Source organism: Chryseobacterium sp. JV274 (assembly GCF_903969135.1).
GTDB lineage: Bacteria > Bacteroidota > Bacteroidia > Flavobacteriales > Weeksellaceae > Chryseobacterium.
Genome location: NZ_LR824569.1, coordinates 4,518,856 through 4,531,329, shown reverse-complemented (window position 1 = coordinate 4,531,329; position 12,474 = coordinate 4,518,856). Strand labels below are relative to the sequence as shown.

Annotated in this window: 13 protein-coding genes; 4 read left to right on the top strand and 9 right to left on the bottom strand. The window is 36.0% G+C overall.

Annotated features, from left to right (window positions below; genetic code table 11):
• The first annotated feature begins 8 nt into the window (after nt 1–8).
• Entirely contained in the window at nt 9–587 is a 579-nt protein-coding gene (locus tag CHRYMOREF3P_RS20960) for a Crp/Fnr family transcriptional regulator (RefSeq protein WP_077415462.1), read from the top strand.
• Nucleotides 588–646: 59 nt separating this feature from the next.
• The gene (locus tag CHRYMOREF3P_RS20955; RefSeq protein ID WP_180565429.1) at nt 647–1,270 is read left to right on the top strand and encodes an FMN-dependent NADH-azoreductase; all 624 of its coding nucleotides are present in this window, start codon (nt 647–649) and stop codon (nt 1,268–1,270) included.
• A 69-nt stretch (nt 1,271–1,339) separates the two neighbouring features.
• On the opposite strand, the gene CHRYMOREF3P_RS20950 is transcribed toward CHRYMOREF3P_RS20955, so the two are convergent.
• The 6 genes from CHRYMOREF3P_RS20950 to CHRYMOREF3P_RS20925 form a co-directional block, all read right to left on the bottom strand.
• Nucleotides 1,340–2,683, bottom strand: a complete 1,344-nt coding sequence (locus CHRYMOREF3P_RS20950) for an ammonium transporter (RefSeq protein WP_077415466.1) — start codon at nt 2,681–2,683, stop codon at nt 1,340–1,342.
• Nucleotides 2,684–2,785: 102 nt separating this feature from the next.
• The gene (locus CHRYMOREF3P_RS20945) at nt 2,786–3,433 is read right to left on the bottom strand and encodes an alpha/beta hydrolase (RefSeq protein ID WP_180565428.1); all 648 of its coding nucleotides are present in this window, start codon (nt 3,431–3,433) and stop codon (nt 2,786–2,788) included.
• A gap of 123 nt (nt 3,434–3,556) precedes the next feature.
• Entirely contained in the window at nt 3,557–4,183 is a 627-nt protein-coding gene (locus CHRYMOREF3P_RS20940; protein WP_047381173.1) for a YceI family protein, read from the bottom strand.
• 78 nt (nt 4,184–4,261) lie between these two features.
• Nucleotides 4,262–4,828: a YceI family protein gene (locus CHRYMOREF3P_RS20935; protein WP_077415469.1), complete on the bottom strand. Its 567-nt coding sequence runs from the start codon at nt 4,826–4,828 to the stop codon at nt 4,262–4,264.
• Between the two features lie 144 nt (nt 4,829–4,972).
• Nucleotides 4,973–6,022 carry a glucokinase gene (locus CHRYMOREF3P_RS20930; RefSeq protein WP_077415471.1) on the bottom strand — a complete coding sequence of 350 codons (1,050 nt, stop codon included), beginning with the start codon at nt 6,020–6,022 and terminating at the stop codon, nt 4,973–4,975.
• Between the two features lie 116 nt (nt 6,023–6,138).
• The gene (locus tag CHRYMOREF3P_RS20925) at nt 6,139–6,702 is read right to left on the bottom strand and encodes a hypothetical protein (protein ID WP_077415473.1); all 564 of its coding nucleotides are present in this window, start codon (nt 6,700–6,702) and stop codon (nt 6,139–6,141) included.
• A 331-nt stretch (nt 6,703–7,033) separates the two neighbouring features.
• Between CHRYMOREF3P_RS20925 and CHRYMOREF3P_RS20920 the strand changes: the two genes are divergently transcribed.
• Nucleotides 7,034–8,416 (top strand): DUF1800 family protein, encoded by a 1,383-nt coding sequence (locus CHRYMOREF3P_RS20920; RefSeq protein WP_180565427.1) that lies wholly within the window; start codon nt 7,034–7,036, stop codon nt 8,414–8,416.
• Nucleotides 8,417–8,611: 195 nt separating this feature from the next.
• The gene (locus CHRYMOREF3P_RS20915; protein WP_180565426.1) at nt 8,612–9,796 is read left to right on the top strand and encodes a DUF1501 domain-containing protein; all 1,185 of its coding nucleotides are present in this window, start codon (nt 8,612–8,614) and stop codon (nt 9,794–9,796) included.
• A 306-nt stretch (nt 9,797–10,102) separates the two neighbouring features.
• Here the strand turns inward: CHRYMOREF3P_RS20915 and CHRYMOREF3P_RS20910 are convergent, their stop codons facing one another.
• The 3 genes from CHRYMOREF3P_RS20910 to CHRYMOREF3P_RS20900 all read right to left on the bottom strand — a co-directional run bounded on the left by CHRYMOREF3P_RS20910 (nt 10,103) and on the right by CHRYMOREF3P_RS20900 (nt 11,731).
• Nucleotides 10,103–10,240: a hypothetical protein gene (locus CHRYMOREF3P_RS20910; protein ID WP_164723343.1), complete on the bottom strand. Its 138-nt coding sequence runs from the start codon at nt 10,238–10,240 to the stop codon at nt 10,103–10,105.
• Nucleotides 10,241–10,305: 65 nt separating this feature from the next.
• Entirely contained in the window at nt 10,306–11,325 is a 1,020-nt protein-coding gene (locus CHRYMOREF3P_RS20905) for a helix-turn-helix transcriptional regulator (protein WP_180565425.1), read from the bottom strand.
• A gap of 70 nt (nt 11,326–11,395) precedes the next feature.
• Nucleotides 11,396–11,731 (bottom strand): HopJ type III effector protein, encoded by a 336-nt coding sequence (locus CHRYMOREF3P_RS20900; RefSeq protein ID WP_077415481.1) that lies wholly within the window; start codon nt 11,729–11,731, stop codon nt 11,396–11,398.
• Between the last annotated feature and the right edge of the window lie 743 nt (nt 11,732–12,474).

Below are 12,474 nucleotides of genomic sequence, written 5' to 3'. Positions count from 1 at the left end.
CATTTTGAATGGAAACATTAATTAAAAATATTTCACAACACATCAAATTAAGCCCGGAAGAAATTTCTATTTTTAAAAGTTTCTGGACGGAAAAAACATTGGAAAAAGGAGAATTCCTTTTAAGAAACGGGGAAATATGCCGCCATGACAGCTATATTGTTTCGGGCGTATTGAAAGCTTTCTGCATTAATGCTGACAATGGAAATGAAGAAATTCTTTTTTTAGCAATTGACCATTGGTGGGCAACAGATATCGCCAGTTTTTCAAAACAAAAAGCATCCATCTATAATATACAGGCTGTTGAAAAAACCCGCCTTTTACAGATCAGCCATCCGTCTTTTCAAAAAATGCTGGAAGAAATTCCATCTTTAGAAAAATACTTCAGGATTATTTTAGAAGGTTATCTTGGAACACTCGAAAAAAGAGTGGTATTTAATCATATGCACAAAGCTGAACAAAAGTATTATGATTTTCTGGAAACTTATCCCAGTATTGCATCCAGAGTTCCTCAATATCTCATTGCTTCTTACCTGGGAGTATCTGCTGAATTTATAAGCAGAATTCGGAAAAAAAATAAATCCTCTTGAACTAGATCAATTTCTTTGGCATAAATAATCAGGAATTTTGCTGTTATAAATTATAACAAATGAAAATACTGATTATCAATGCAAGTGTAAGAAACGAAAGATCTTACAGCAGAAAACTAACCAAACTCTTCGTTGAAAACTGGAAGACCAAATACCCTCAGGATACATTTACCTGGCGGGAAGCCGGAATTGACACTATTCCCAACATTAATGAATCCTGGATTGCAGGGGCATTCAAAAAACCGGCAGACAAAACTGAAGAAAATCAAAAACCTTTGCAGCTCAGTGATGAATTGGTCAAAGAACTCAAAGAACATGATGTCTATGTAGTTGGAACGCCAATGTATAACTGGTCTATTCCTTCCGGATTGAAAGCTTATATTGACCAGGTAATGCGGATTAATAAAACCTGGAAATTCAGATCCGGAGTGCCAGATGGTGATTACGTGGGGCTTCTTGAAAACAAAAAGCTCTTTATTCTATCAACCCGCGGTGATACCGGATATGGAGAAAATGAAAAGAACGGACACGTTAATTTTCAAACGACTTATCTTAAACATATTTTCGGAATCATGGGTGTAAACGATGTCACCATTCATTCCTTAGATAATGAGGAATTTGGAGGTGAAGTCTTTGAAAATTCTAAAAATAAAATCTTCGAAACTATTCATTCTATTCATTAAGATGATGAAAGATCTTTAAACTTTTACAGGTTTTCAGGGCATTAGGTTATCAATATGCCCTGTTTTTTATCAACTGAAACTTTCCTCATGCTGAGACAGATCAAGCCCTTTGTTTTCAGACTCTTCGGAAACTCTTAAGGTGATCATTGAATCTGTAAGTTTATATAAAATGAATGAACCCAAAAATGTAAAAACAGAAACCAGAACCAAAGCAGCCATATGATGAAGAAAAACATCAATTCCTCCATGAAGCAGGCTCGCTTTTTCACCATGAGCAAAGACAGCGGTAAGGATCATTCCCATAATTCCTCCTACTCCATGGCAGGCAAAAACATCCAAAGTATCATCTATTTTCTTTAACCCTTTCCAGTTGACCATTATATTTGAAACTATAGCTGTAATAAATCCTATAAAAAGACTTTCCTGAATACTCACAAAACCACATCCGGGAGTAATGGCCACCAGCCCTACTACAGCACCGATACAGGCTCCCAAAGCAGAAACACTTCTCCCATTGATTCTATCGAAAAAGATCCAGGTCATCATCGCGGAAGCGGAGGCTATTGTAGTTGTTCCAAAAGCAGTAGCTGCAGAAGCAGAAGCACTCAACGCAGATCCTGCATTAAATCCGAACCATCCAAACCACAACATTCCTGTCCCTAGAAGTACATAGGGAATATTGGAAGGCTCATGATGGGGATTTTTTCTGTTTCCTACTACCAAAGCTCCGGCAAGTGCTGCAAAACCGGCACTCATGTGTACAACGGTTCCGCCTGCAAAGTCTTTCACTCCAAAATATTTGTTTAAAAGACCGTCAGGATGCCATACCATATGACAAAGTGGTGTATAAATAAAAATACTGAAAAGGACAATGAATAATAAATAAGAAATAAAACGAACCCTTTCGGCAAATGATCCGGTAATAATTGCAGGGGTAATAACTGCAAATTTCATTTGAAATAAAGCAAAAAGAATAAAAGGTATCGTAGGAGCCATCATTTTATGAGGAAGATTTCCAACTCCGCTAAAAAATGGATAACTGAGCGGATTTCCAATGATTCCGTAATGTTTTCCGGCAATGGTAATCCCCAAAGATTCACCGAAAGACAAAGAAAAACCTACTACTACCCAGACCATAGAGATAACTCCTAAGGCAATAAAACTCTGTAGCATGGTAGAAATCACGTTTTTTCTGCCAACCATTCCTCCGTAAAAGAAAGACAGTCCGGGTGTCATCAACAGGACAAGCCCAGCGGCAGCCAGAATCCAGGCAACATCCGCGCCTACAATTTTATCTTCACTTAAAAATTCTCCGGTATCAGGAATATCGGTATCCGGACTCCAGAATAAACCACCAATGGCAACAAGTGTAATCACTGAGAATGAAACGATCCATTTTAATCCTATTTTCATAAAATTTATATTTAACCCTATCAAATTTAAATATAAATTCTATAAAAAATACATTTTTAAAACAAATACCCCTTAAAAAAAAATATTCAAGCAATAATATTTCTATTTTTCACAAAATACTTCATTCAATATTTTTGAAACTTCCTTGGATTTCGTAGCAGGAAAAAGATGAGTCCCTCCTTTTATTATATAATCCGGATTGGAATAACGGATTGGGAAAACAATGTCTTTATCCCCTAAGATCTGAATCACATTTGGATTTTCTTTAAACTTCCACTCGGAAACTTTTTCTACAGACCATTTCAGATAATAAGGGTCTCTTACTTTAAAATATTGCAGAAGTTTAGGGTTTTTAGGATCAAAAAGCTTTCGGATAACAGCATATACATTGGCAGCTTTATCGTTGAACAAACCTACCGGTAATATTCTGGGGATTTTGGTCATCTCACCAGTCCTGATGAATTTTGATTTTTCTTTATCAGATTTTATGCTTCCTAGGATCACAACTTTCTCCGCAGGTTTCAATTGGTTAATCTCCTGCACAATAATTCCTCCAAAAGAATATCCCAACAGGCAGAACGGCTCAGAATCATCTACTTTATCTGCCATTCTCTTAACATAGGCATCAAAAGGTTCATTTTTTTCAGGGATAAGCCAATCTATAAAAATCAATTCATAGTGTTTGGGAAACTCTATTCTCTCAAGGACTTTAAAGTCTGCTCCCAGACCACTGACGATATAAATTTTCATACTACGAATTTATAAAAAATACAGGGAACAGTGAATGATTAAGTCAATCTTTGATGCAACAAGGGCATAAAAAATGAGCAGCTCTGATGAACTGCTCATTTTTATATTGATTGTATATTAATCTTATTTTTTCTTTTTCGGAGCTCTATTCTCGTTATCCAGCATTTCTGTAGTAACTTTGAATTGGATATCCATTTCGTTCTTAATGAAATAATCTTTCAGTGAAGACTGATAGAATACTTTAAAGTCTCTTCTGTTCAGAGAGAACTTCGCAGATTCAATAGAGGTTGTAAACTGAGTAACATATACATTCGCAGGGAAAGAAATTGTTTTTCTTACTCCTTTAAGGGTAAGGTCTCCGTATACTGTAGAATTGTATTCACTGTTTGCTAAAGGAATAATTTTAGTCAAATGGAATTTTGCAATAGGGAATTTTTTTACTTCAAAGAAATTTGTGCTTTTCAGATCATTAGTAAGTTTGATTTGATCTTCATCAGAAACATCTCCCGCCATCATACTTCTCATATCTATTACAAATTCTCCATCTACCAGAACCGTGTGGTCAAAGTTGAATTTTCCGCTCTTTAGCTTTACTGTTCCTGAGTGGGAAGATGCTTCGGTTTTCACCACTTTATACCCCCACCATCTGATCTCTGATGAAGTCACTTTTGCAACCTTATCAAATTTCTTTTGGGCAGAAACAAATGATATACTTGCGCACACCATAGCAAACAATAGTAATCTTTTCATTCTTTTTTATTTACAATTCAACAAAAATAAAAAAAAGTGTAGAACTTCTACACTTTTAATAATCTTTTTTTGATTAATTTATTGAGCAGTTACTTTTACAAGCATTTCAATATCATCTTTCACAAAAACATCCTGCATTGTAGACTTGTAAGCTACATCAAATTTTTGTCTGTCGAAAGCGAATTTATTTGAAACCAGGCTTACTACTCCTTTGCTGTAAGAAATCTTAGCAGGGAAAGTAATTGGGTTTGTTTTTCCTTTTACAGTAAGGTTTCCTGTTACAAGAGAACTGTAAATTTTATCGCTGTTTTTCTTGATTCCAGTGATTTTAAAGCTTGCAGTAGGGAATTTTTCAACTTCAAAGAAATCACCATTCTTAAGATGTCCGTTTAATTTTTGCTGATATTCTCCTGTAAGGTCAGTTGAGCTGATAGAAGTCATATCCAATACGAAGCTTCCACCTACCAATTGGTTTCCTTTCATGATCATATCTCCAGACTTTACTTTCACTGTCCCGTCGTGAGAACTTGCTTCAGATTTTGCTACTTTATATCCCCACCAGTGTACATCAGACGCTACTACTTTTTTTGACTGTCCGAAAGCTAAACCACCAGCTAAAACTGCTAATAAAAATATTTTTTTCATTGAATAGAGTTATTTACTTATTTAATAACACAAAGGTAGGTATCTTATTCAATAGATTTCATTGATGTACATCAATAAAAATTATTATTTTCATGAATAATATCATCTCATAAAAAAAACTCCGAATTTCTTCGGAGCTCTGTTTTATACCTGATAGTAAGCTGTATAAAGTGCTATACCATTTAATGCTGTATGATTTTGCTTGACCAAATAGATCGGAATATTTTTAAGCATTCCTTCCATTTTATCACTGATCTTGAATTTTTCATAGAATTTTGCCTTATCTATATATTCTCTGACCATCTGAGGAATATCTCCCGAAATCAGTAATCCTCCGGTAGCTTTTACTTTTAATGTCAGGTTATTTGCTTCTCTTGCCAGAAACTCAAGGAAAGTGTCTAAAGCTATTTTGCAGATCAATACATTCTCCTCGATTGCCGCTTTATAAAGTTCTTCCACAAAATTCCCTTGTGCAAGGCGCTCTCCCAACCATTCCGGTTCAGGATGCCTTTTTACATCCCTTAAAAATCTATAGATATTGAATAACCCTGACTTTGAAAGTACATTTTCCCAGCTTACAATACCATAGATATTGTTTAGGAACTGGTAAAATTCAACCTCTACATTGGTTCTTGGTGAAAATTCTGAATGTCCTCCTTCTGTAGCGAAAGGTCTCAGGTATTTTCCGTCAAAGAAATATCCGGCTTCACCCAATCCGTTTCCGGGAGCAAGAACCGCTACATTTCCTTTTTCAAGATGTCCGCTTGTATAAATAGCTTCAAGGTCGTTATCTTCAAGAAGAGCCATTCCGTAGGCAGAAGCCTCAAGGTCATTCAGCATGTCTACTTTTTCGAACCCGAAATCACGGGCATATTCTTCAACATCTAAATTCCAGCCCAATCTTGCAGGACTGCTTTTTCCGTCAAGTACAGGACCTGGCACTGCCATTCCCAGACGTTTTACATTTTGCAACTGGTTATCCTGAATAAACTTCTTTAAAATATCTGAAAAAGAAGTGTATTCTTTGGTTGCATATTTATTTTGTACTTTTATCTCAAGACCTCCGTTCCCGGAAACAAAATAGCCTAAGATCGTTATATCTTCACGGAGACTTGCCCCAATGATAGAAACATTATCATTATTACTGTTCTCTACTCCTGGTAAATAAAGTGGAAATTTTGGATTCAGAATCATAACCTCAAATTTTACCAAATATAATAATTGTTTTTGTAAATCCTGCACAGAACAAAAAAACCTTTCCACTTTCGTGAAAAGGTTTTGGTTAATAATTGTTTATATATTAAATCTAACTACTTTCCTAATGGAATATTGTAACCGAATCCTACACCGATATTCCCCACATTATAGTCCTGACCTGGCAAATCTCCTTTTGTTCCTACAAAAACCTTTTGGTATTGTACGAAGAAATTCCAGTCTCTGTTGTGGTAACCGATCTCCGGTTTAAGGTAGAAACCTCCGCTTGCTCTTTCAACATTGGTGTTGGATGCCACTGTTTTATCTCCTACCAGGAAACCATATCCTAAATCTGTTCCGAAATAGAAACCTGTTTGTTTTGGATAAATTCTGATTAAAGCGGCTACAGGAACTACTCCTACATCATTATTTTTATATCCGTTGTTCTCTTTTCCAAAGTAGTGAGTATATCCTGATGCAATACCTAATCCAAATCCTGGTGTAATAAGGTTCTGGTAAGCTACATCCACTCCTACTGCAGCGGAAAGATTATCAGCGGGAACTGCTAAACCAACATTTGCACCTACTTTGATCATATTATTCATCTGTGAACTTTGGGCGCTTGCTATACCTGCTGTTAAAACACCAGCTAGTACTATTGCTTGTTTAAACATTTTCATAACTCTATTTTTTAAATTTTACTAAACAATAGGATGTAAAAATCATGCCAAGCAAGGTTTTTTTTCTTGTTTTAACACCATTGAAAATCATAAAATAATGAATATCAATATCTTATTTTTAACAAAATTTAAATATTTGTTTAACAAAAATTATCAAAAAAGTACTCTTAAAAAGTGAATTAAAGAAAAAAGGTCGGGAGCTATTATATAGCAGCATATTACTTCCAGCCTCCATCTTCTAGCTTCCAGCTCTAACAACAATATTAACAATCCTTAACCCGTTATTATTTTAACCTTTTTCTTCAAAGCGTATCAAAAAAATAAATTCCTCATGACAGCTGATTCATTATTAAAAAACAAGCATCTTCTTTGGCGGGCAGGTTTTGGTGTAGGCATTCATCAAATTGATGATTTGAAAAACAAAAGCATTAAAACCTTAGTGGCTGAATTATTGAAAGAGGACAGTTTCAGTGAGATCACCTATGACACTCCTGATCCGGATTCGGCAGTGGATTACATGAACAGTACAGCTCCCGCAGAAAAGAAAAAAGAAATGCAGCGACTCAACAGGGAGCAAAACAATGAACTGAATCTCAATTTTCTGAATACAATTGTAAACAGCAGAGAACAGATGAGGGAAAAGATGGCGTTCTTCTGGCATGGGCATTTTGCTTCAAGAGTGGTCAACCCAAGGTTCAACAAACAACTTTTAAATACTCTCCGAAAGAATGCATTGGGAAATTTTAAAGATCTGCTTTTTGAAGTAAGCCAGTCGACAGCCATGCTTAATTTTCTTAATAATCAACAGAATAAAAAGGATCATCCTAATGAGAATTTCGCCCGTGAGGTGATGGAACTGTTTACTATGGGAAGGGGCAATTATACTGAAAAAGACGTAAGAGAAGGTGCCAGAGCTTTTACGGGATGGAGTTATGATAAGGAAGGAAATTTCAGAGAAAGGAAAAACCTCCATGATGAAGGCGCAAAGACTTTTTTAGGTAAAACGGGCAACTTTGATGGAAGCGATGTGCTCAATATTATTTTGGAACAGAAGGCAACAGCACAGTTTATAACAACGAAAATCTATAAATTCTTCGTTAATGAAAAACCCGATCAGGATATTGTCAACAAACTGAGTACAAATTTCTATAATTCAGGATATGACATCAAAAAACTGATGACTGAAATATTTTCAAGCACCTGGTTTTATGAGCAAAAGAATATCGGCAACCGTATAAAATCACCCATAGAACTGATGGCCGGTATGATGAGAATACTTCCTATGCATATTCAGAATCCTGAAAACCTCATCGTGTACCAGAAATTATTGGGACAGATGCTGCTTTATCCGCCTAATGTAGCAGGATGGCCGAACGGAAAAGCATGGATAGACAGTTCTACCCTGATGGTAAGACTTCAGATTCCACAGATATGGTCAGGGCTTCGCCCATTGGAATACAGTCCGCGACAGGATGATGATATCGATATGGGAATGAAATCCCGGGAAACAGCTTTAAACAAAAGCTTTAAAAATCCAAATATCACCATAGACTGGGATCGTATTGAAAAGCTCTTCGCTAATAAAAACTGTGAAGATTATCTTCTGCAGAATACTCAAAGTCTCGATATGAACTCTGTAAAGAATTTTTCTGACAAGAGTATAAAAATGAATGTCATCAACCTGATGTCTACCCCGGAATACCAGTTAATGTAGGTTGCAGGTTTTAGGTTCCAGGCAGCAGGTAATAGTGAACTGTCGTTTGACTTTACAACCTTTTATTTACTATATAATTTTTCATAAAAGTTTTATAAAAACAAATAGTAGTAAAAATATAGCACAGTCCTCCAACCTAAAAACTGCCACCTGTCATCTGCTACCTATTATCTCCTTTACCCTAAAAACAAAATTATGTTAATCAAAAGAAGAGAATTCCTCAAAATAAGTTCACTGGCTACCGCTTCTATGCTAATGCCTAATTTCTTAAAAGCCATGACGCTGGATGAGGCTCTGAATCCCAATCAGAACATTCTAGTAGTTCTTCAGTTTACAGGAGGAAATGATGGTCTGAATACGATTATTCCAGCTAAAAATGATATTTATTTCAGAGAAAGAAAAACACTGGCTATTCAGGATTCAATACCGCTGACTGATGAAGCAGGAATCAATCCGTCACTATCCTATTTTAAAGAACTCTTTGACAATGGAGAACTTTCTGTAATGAATAATGTAGGGTATCCCAACCCTGACAAATCCCATTTCCGAAGTATGGATATCTGGCAGTCAGCAAGCAGAAGTGATCAGTTTCTGGAAACAGGCTGGCTGGGACGTTTTCTTGACGAAGAATGCTACCGATGCGACCACCCTACCCAGGCACTGGAAGTAGATGATATGTTGAGTCTTGCCTTAAAAGGAGAAAATAATAAGGCTTTTGCCTTTAAAGATCCTAAAAGACTCTACCAAACCAGTCAGGAAAAGTATTTTAAATCTCTCTACGACCATCATCACGATGATGAAACTGTGTCTTATCTTTATCAGACTCTAGGCTCAACCATCAATAATGCCGATTATATCTTTGAAAAAAGTAAAACAAAAAAAACAGAACAGGTTTATCCAAATTCCCAGTTGGGAAAAGACTTTAAGACCGTTGCTTCTTTAATAAAATCTGATATCAATACACAGGTTTATTATCTTTCGATCGGAAGTTTTGATACCCATGTCAATCAGAATGACCGACAGAAAAAGTTATTCAATGATATCAATGAAGCTGTAAAATCATTTGTTGCCGATATGAAAAGTAACGGACTTTTCAATAATATCCTGCTGATGACATTCTCAGAATTTGGGCGCCGTGTGGCTCAGAATGCCAGCAACGGAACAGACCACGGGACAGCTAATCAAATGTTTTTTATCAGCGGAAACCTTAAAAAGAAAGGCATTCTGAATGCTCTTCCCGATTTACAGAATCTGAATGACGGCGACCTAATCTACAAAGAAGATTTCAGAAAAGTATATGCTACCATCCTGAAAAACTGGCTTAAAGCAGATTCTTCTAAAGTATTGGGATGGAAGGATGGGATTTATGATTTTGTGTAGAAAAACCGAAATTCCTACGGAATGACACAATTGTAATGATAGTTTATCCGTACAGTTTGTCATTCCGTAAGAATCCAGCCGATGTTATCTGTCAGAAAACAGCATTGGAGAAAGCTATTCCATAAGAAATATTTGAGTTGAAGACTTAGGAATTCCCCTCCTTCGGAAGGGTGTCGAAAATTCAAAGAATTTTTGACGGGGTGGTTCTCAGCATTCATCAAAAATATCCATTACAACAAAAAAAGAGACTGTACATAACTCTGACAGTCTCTTTTCAATAATTTTAAATTTTAACTACTTGTACGTTTAAGCCGTAATCTGCTTTGGTTCTTTTTCTTTCTGATCTTCCTTTTTATCAAGTTTCTCAGATATTTTTTTAACAATATATTCTATCGCTATGGGTGCCAGGATCGCAATTAATGCTTTAAATATTCTTGATTTCATAATATAATATGGTATTGTTAAGTTATTAATACAATTTCCAAGCCAAGATAAAATGGACAAAAAATTTAGTTTTCATCAGGAACAATCAGACTTTGATAGTTTTTACGACCAGCATTGAACTTTTCTTCCATTTTCACTCTTAATTTTCGGGGTTTATGAACAATCAAACTGTCCCCAAACCCAAGCAGCAATCTTTCTAATTCAAAATTGATCTGAACACAAATTTTAAAGAGTGTTCCTTCATGATCTTCTCTGATGATTTCCTGACTTTTATGCAGTGGTTTGGTCTTCACGTAAGGAGCATTTCCTGCATCTACCCAGAAAATCACATTTCTCGGATCCATTGACTCTGAAACGGTAACTCCTACAATATCTTTGAAGTATTCATCGCCATCCAGATCTTTATCAATATAGGGAAGACTTTCATCTGTTTCAATACTTTCCATCCTATCCAGAGCCAGATTGTACATTTTCTGCTTATAAAGACAGATCAGAAACCAGCGGTTGTTGAATTCCTTCAACAGCTGCGGGTGTACGGTAAATACATTGGATTCTCTTGCCGTAAAGCTTTTGTAAAGAATCTTCAGTACTTTTTTATTGGCAATACTTTCATATAGGATATCAATATGCTCCAGTCCTTTCAGCTGCTCATTTTTATCCAGGTGAATAATTGATTTCTGATTGGTGGCATGAATTGAGTCTTCCAGTTTCTGAATAACCCCATTCATCTCTTTGAACATGGAAAAGTCCTTGAACTGTTTTAAAATCTGGACCGCATTGTTCATGGCCTTCAGATCACTTTCATTCACAGAGATATTATGAATACTATATTCCGGATCACTGTAGCGGTAGTATTTTCTTTCGTAGACTTCAATAGGAGCTTCATACCCGAATTTCTCACTCCGCATATTCTGAAGATCGAGCTGAACCGTCCGTTTACTTACATAAGATTCTTTTCCTTCAAATTCAAATAATGCTTCTGAACATTCGTCAATGAGATCTTCCAGCGTATATTTCCTGTATTTGTTTTTAAGACATTTATCTAATGTTTTATACCGGATCAGAGCGTTTTTATTGGATGACATACCTTAGTGTTTAATGATTGGTGTTTTTAAATAAGCTATTCGCTTATTCGTTTTTGCTCTTTTCTAAAAGTTATTTTTCCTTTAAGGCATTTTCGTCAAAAGTAACCCCTTCCCAGCCAAACTTCATAAAGTTCCGGATATTCTGATGATCACTTCCCTCAGGATTTTTCAATACATCTTCCCTGTAGAATTCACCAAAAAGCCAAAGTGTCTCTTCTTTGGTCAGATCCTGAATGCTTGCAAAGCTGAAAAGCTTACACGAACCATTGTTCTGTCCTGCCTGATTTGTTGTATCTCCGTTTTGAAAAGCTGTAGGAGTAAACTCATAATTTTCATCAATGTAAGCGATAACATCACCAAACTGAATCGTTTCCGGAAAATGTTTTAATTGTTCTAATAGTACCATAACTGCAGATTTTAATTTTGTTTTATATTATTTCAGGCTTATGTACCAATTCACGGATCAGCTTTCTAGCCTTTTTTATAACTTTTTGTAAAAATAATTAAAATTTCTTTATCTACGCAAAACTATTGCGCAATAATGATATTACTTTGCATCATCAAAATGAAACAACATGGAATTTAATGGAAATCATTTAATCGAATTAGGATACAGACCAGCAAAATGGTTTAAAGATGCCATTAGCTATATCAACGAGAATAATCTGGATGAACATCAGATCACAGAGTATCTGGTACAGTTCAAACAGCCGGATATTATTCCGCTTCACGAAACAGCTAAAGATTTTATGATCAACATACGAGCTGAAGACGAAAGTGAAAACGATAATGTGGAAAAAGTAATCAGAACGATGAAAGTTCTGATGAAAACGCCCACACTAATTGGTGGAGCTATCATGCCTGATGCCTGTCCTACAGGTCCTGAAGGTCAGATTCCGGTAGGAGGTGTGGTAATTGCCAAGAATGCGATTCATCCGGGATTCCATAGCGCTGATATCTGTTGTTCAGTGATGCTGACGGATTTTGGAAAAATAAATCCTAAAGAGGTACTGGATGCTGCACATTCTGTAACACACTTCGGATATGGAGGAAGACCAAGAGGTGAGCAGATGCCGATGTCTCAGGAACTGATGGATGCTTTCAGAGAAAATAAATTCTTAAATGATGAAAAACTGATCAGCATTGCCC

What these genes read in the sequence shown, in the direction of transcription:
- CHRYMOREF3P_RS20960 (WP_077415462.1), top strand. Translation starts at nt 9, where the DNA reads ATGGAAACATTAATTAAAAATATTTCACAACACATCAAATTAAGCCCG.
- CHRYMOREF3P_RS20955 (WP_180565429.1), top strand. Translation starts at nt 647, where the DNA reads ATGAAAATACTGATTATCAATGCAAGTGTAAGAAACGAAAGATCTTAC.
- CHRYMOREF3P_RS20950 (WP_077415466.1), bottom strand. Translation starts at nt 2,683, where the DNA reads ATGAAAATAGGATTAAAATGGATCGTTTCATTCTCAGTGATTACACTT.
- CHRYMOREF3P_RS20945 (WP_180565428.1), bottom strand. Translation starts at nt 3,433, where the DNA reads ATGAAAATTTATATCGTCAGTGGTCTGGGAGCAGACTTTAAAGTCCTT.
- CHRYMOREF3P_RS20940 (WP_047381173.1), bottom strand. Translation starts at nt 4,183, where the DNA reads ATGAAAAGATTACTATTGTTTGCTATGGTGTGCGCAAGTATATCATTT.
- CHRYMOREF3P_RS20935 (WP_077415469.1), bottom strand. Translation starts at nt 4,828, where the DNA reads ATGAAAAAAATATTTTTATTAGCAGTTTTAGCTGGTGGTTTAGCTTTC.
- CHRYMOREF3P_RS20930 (WP_077415471.1), bottom strand. Translation starts at nt 6,022, where the DNA reads ATGATTCTGAATCCAAAATTTCCACTTTATTTACCAGGAGTAGAGAAC.
- CHRYMOREF3P_RS20925 (WP_077415473.1), bottom strand. Translation starts at nt 6,702, where the DNA reads ATGAAAATGTTTAAACAAGCAATAGTACTAGCTGGTGTTTTAACAGCA.
- CHRYMOREF3P_RS20920 (WP_180565427.1), top strand. Translation starts at nt 7,034, where the DNA reads ATGACAGCTGATTCATTATTAAAAAACAAGCATCTTCTTTGGCGGGCA.
- CHRYMOREF3P_RS20915 (WP_180565426.1), top strand. Translation starts at nt 8,612, where the DNA reads ATGTTAATCAAAAGAAGAGAATTCCTCAAAATAAGTTCACTGGCTACC.
- CHRYMOREF3P_RS20910 (WP_164723343.1), bottom strand. Translation starts at nt 10,240, where the DNA reads ATGAAATCAAGAATATTTAAAGCATTAATTGCGATCCTGGCACCCATA.
- CHRYMOREF3P_RS20905 (WP_180565425.1), bottom strand. Translation starts at nt 11,325, where the DNA reads ATGTCATCCAATAAAAACGCTCTGATCCGGTATAAAACATTAGATAAA.
- CHRYMOREF3P_RS20900 (WP_077415481.1), bottom strand. Translation starts at nt 11,731, where the DNA reads ATGGTACTATTAGAACAATTAAAACATTTTCCGGAAACGATTCAGTTT.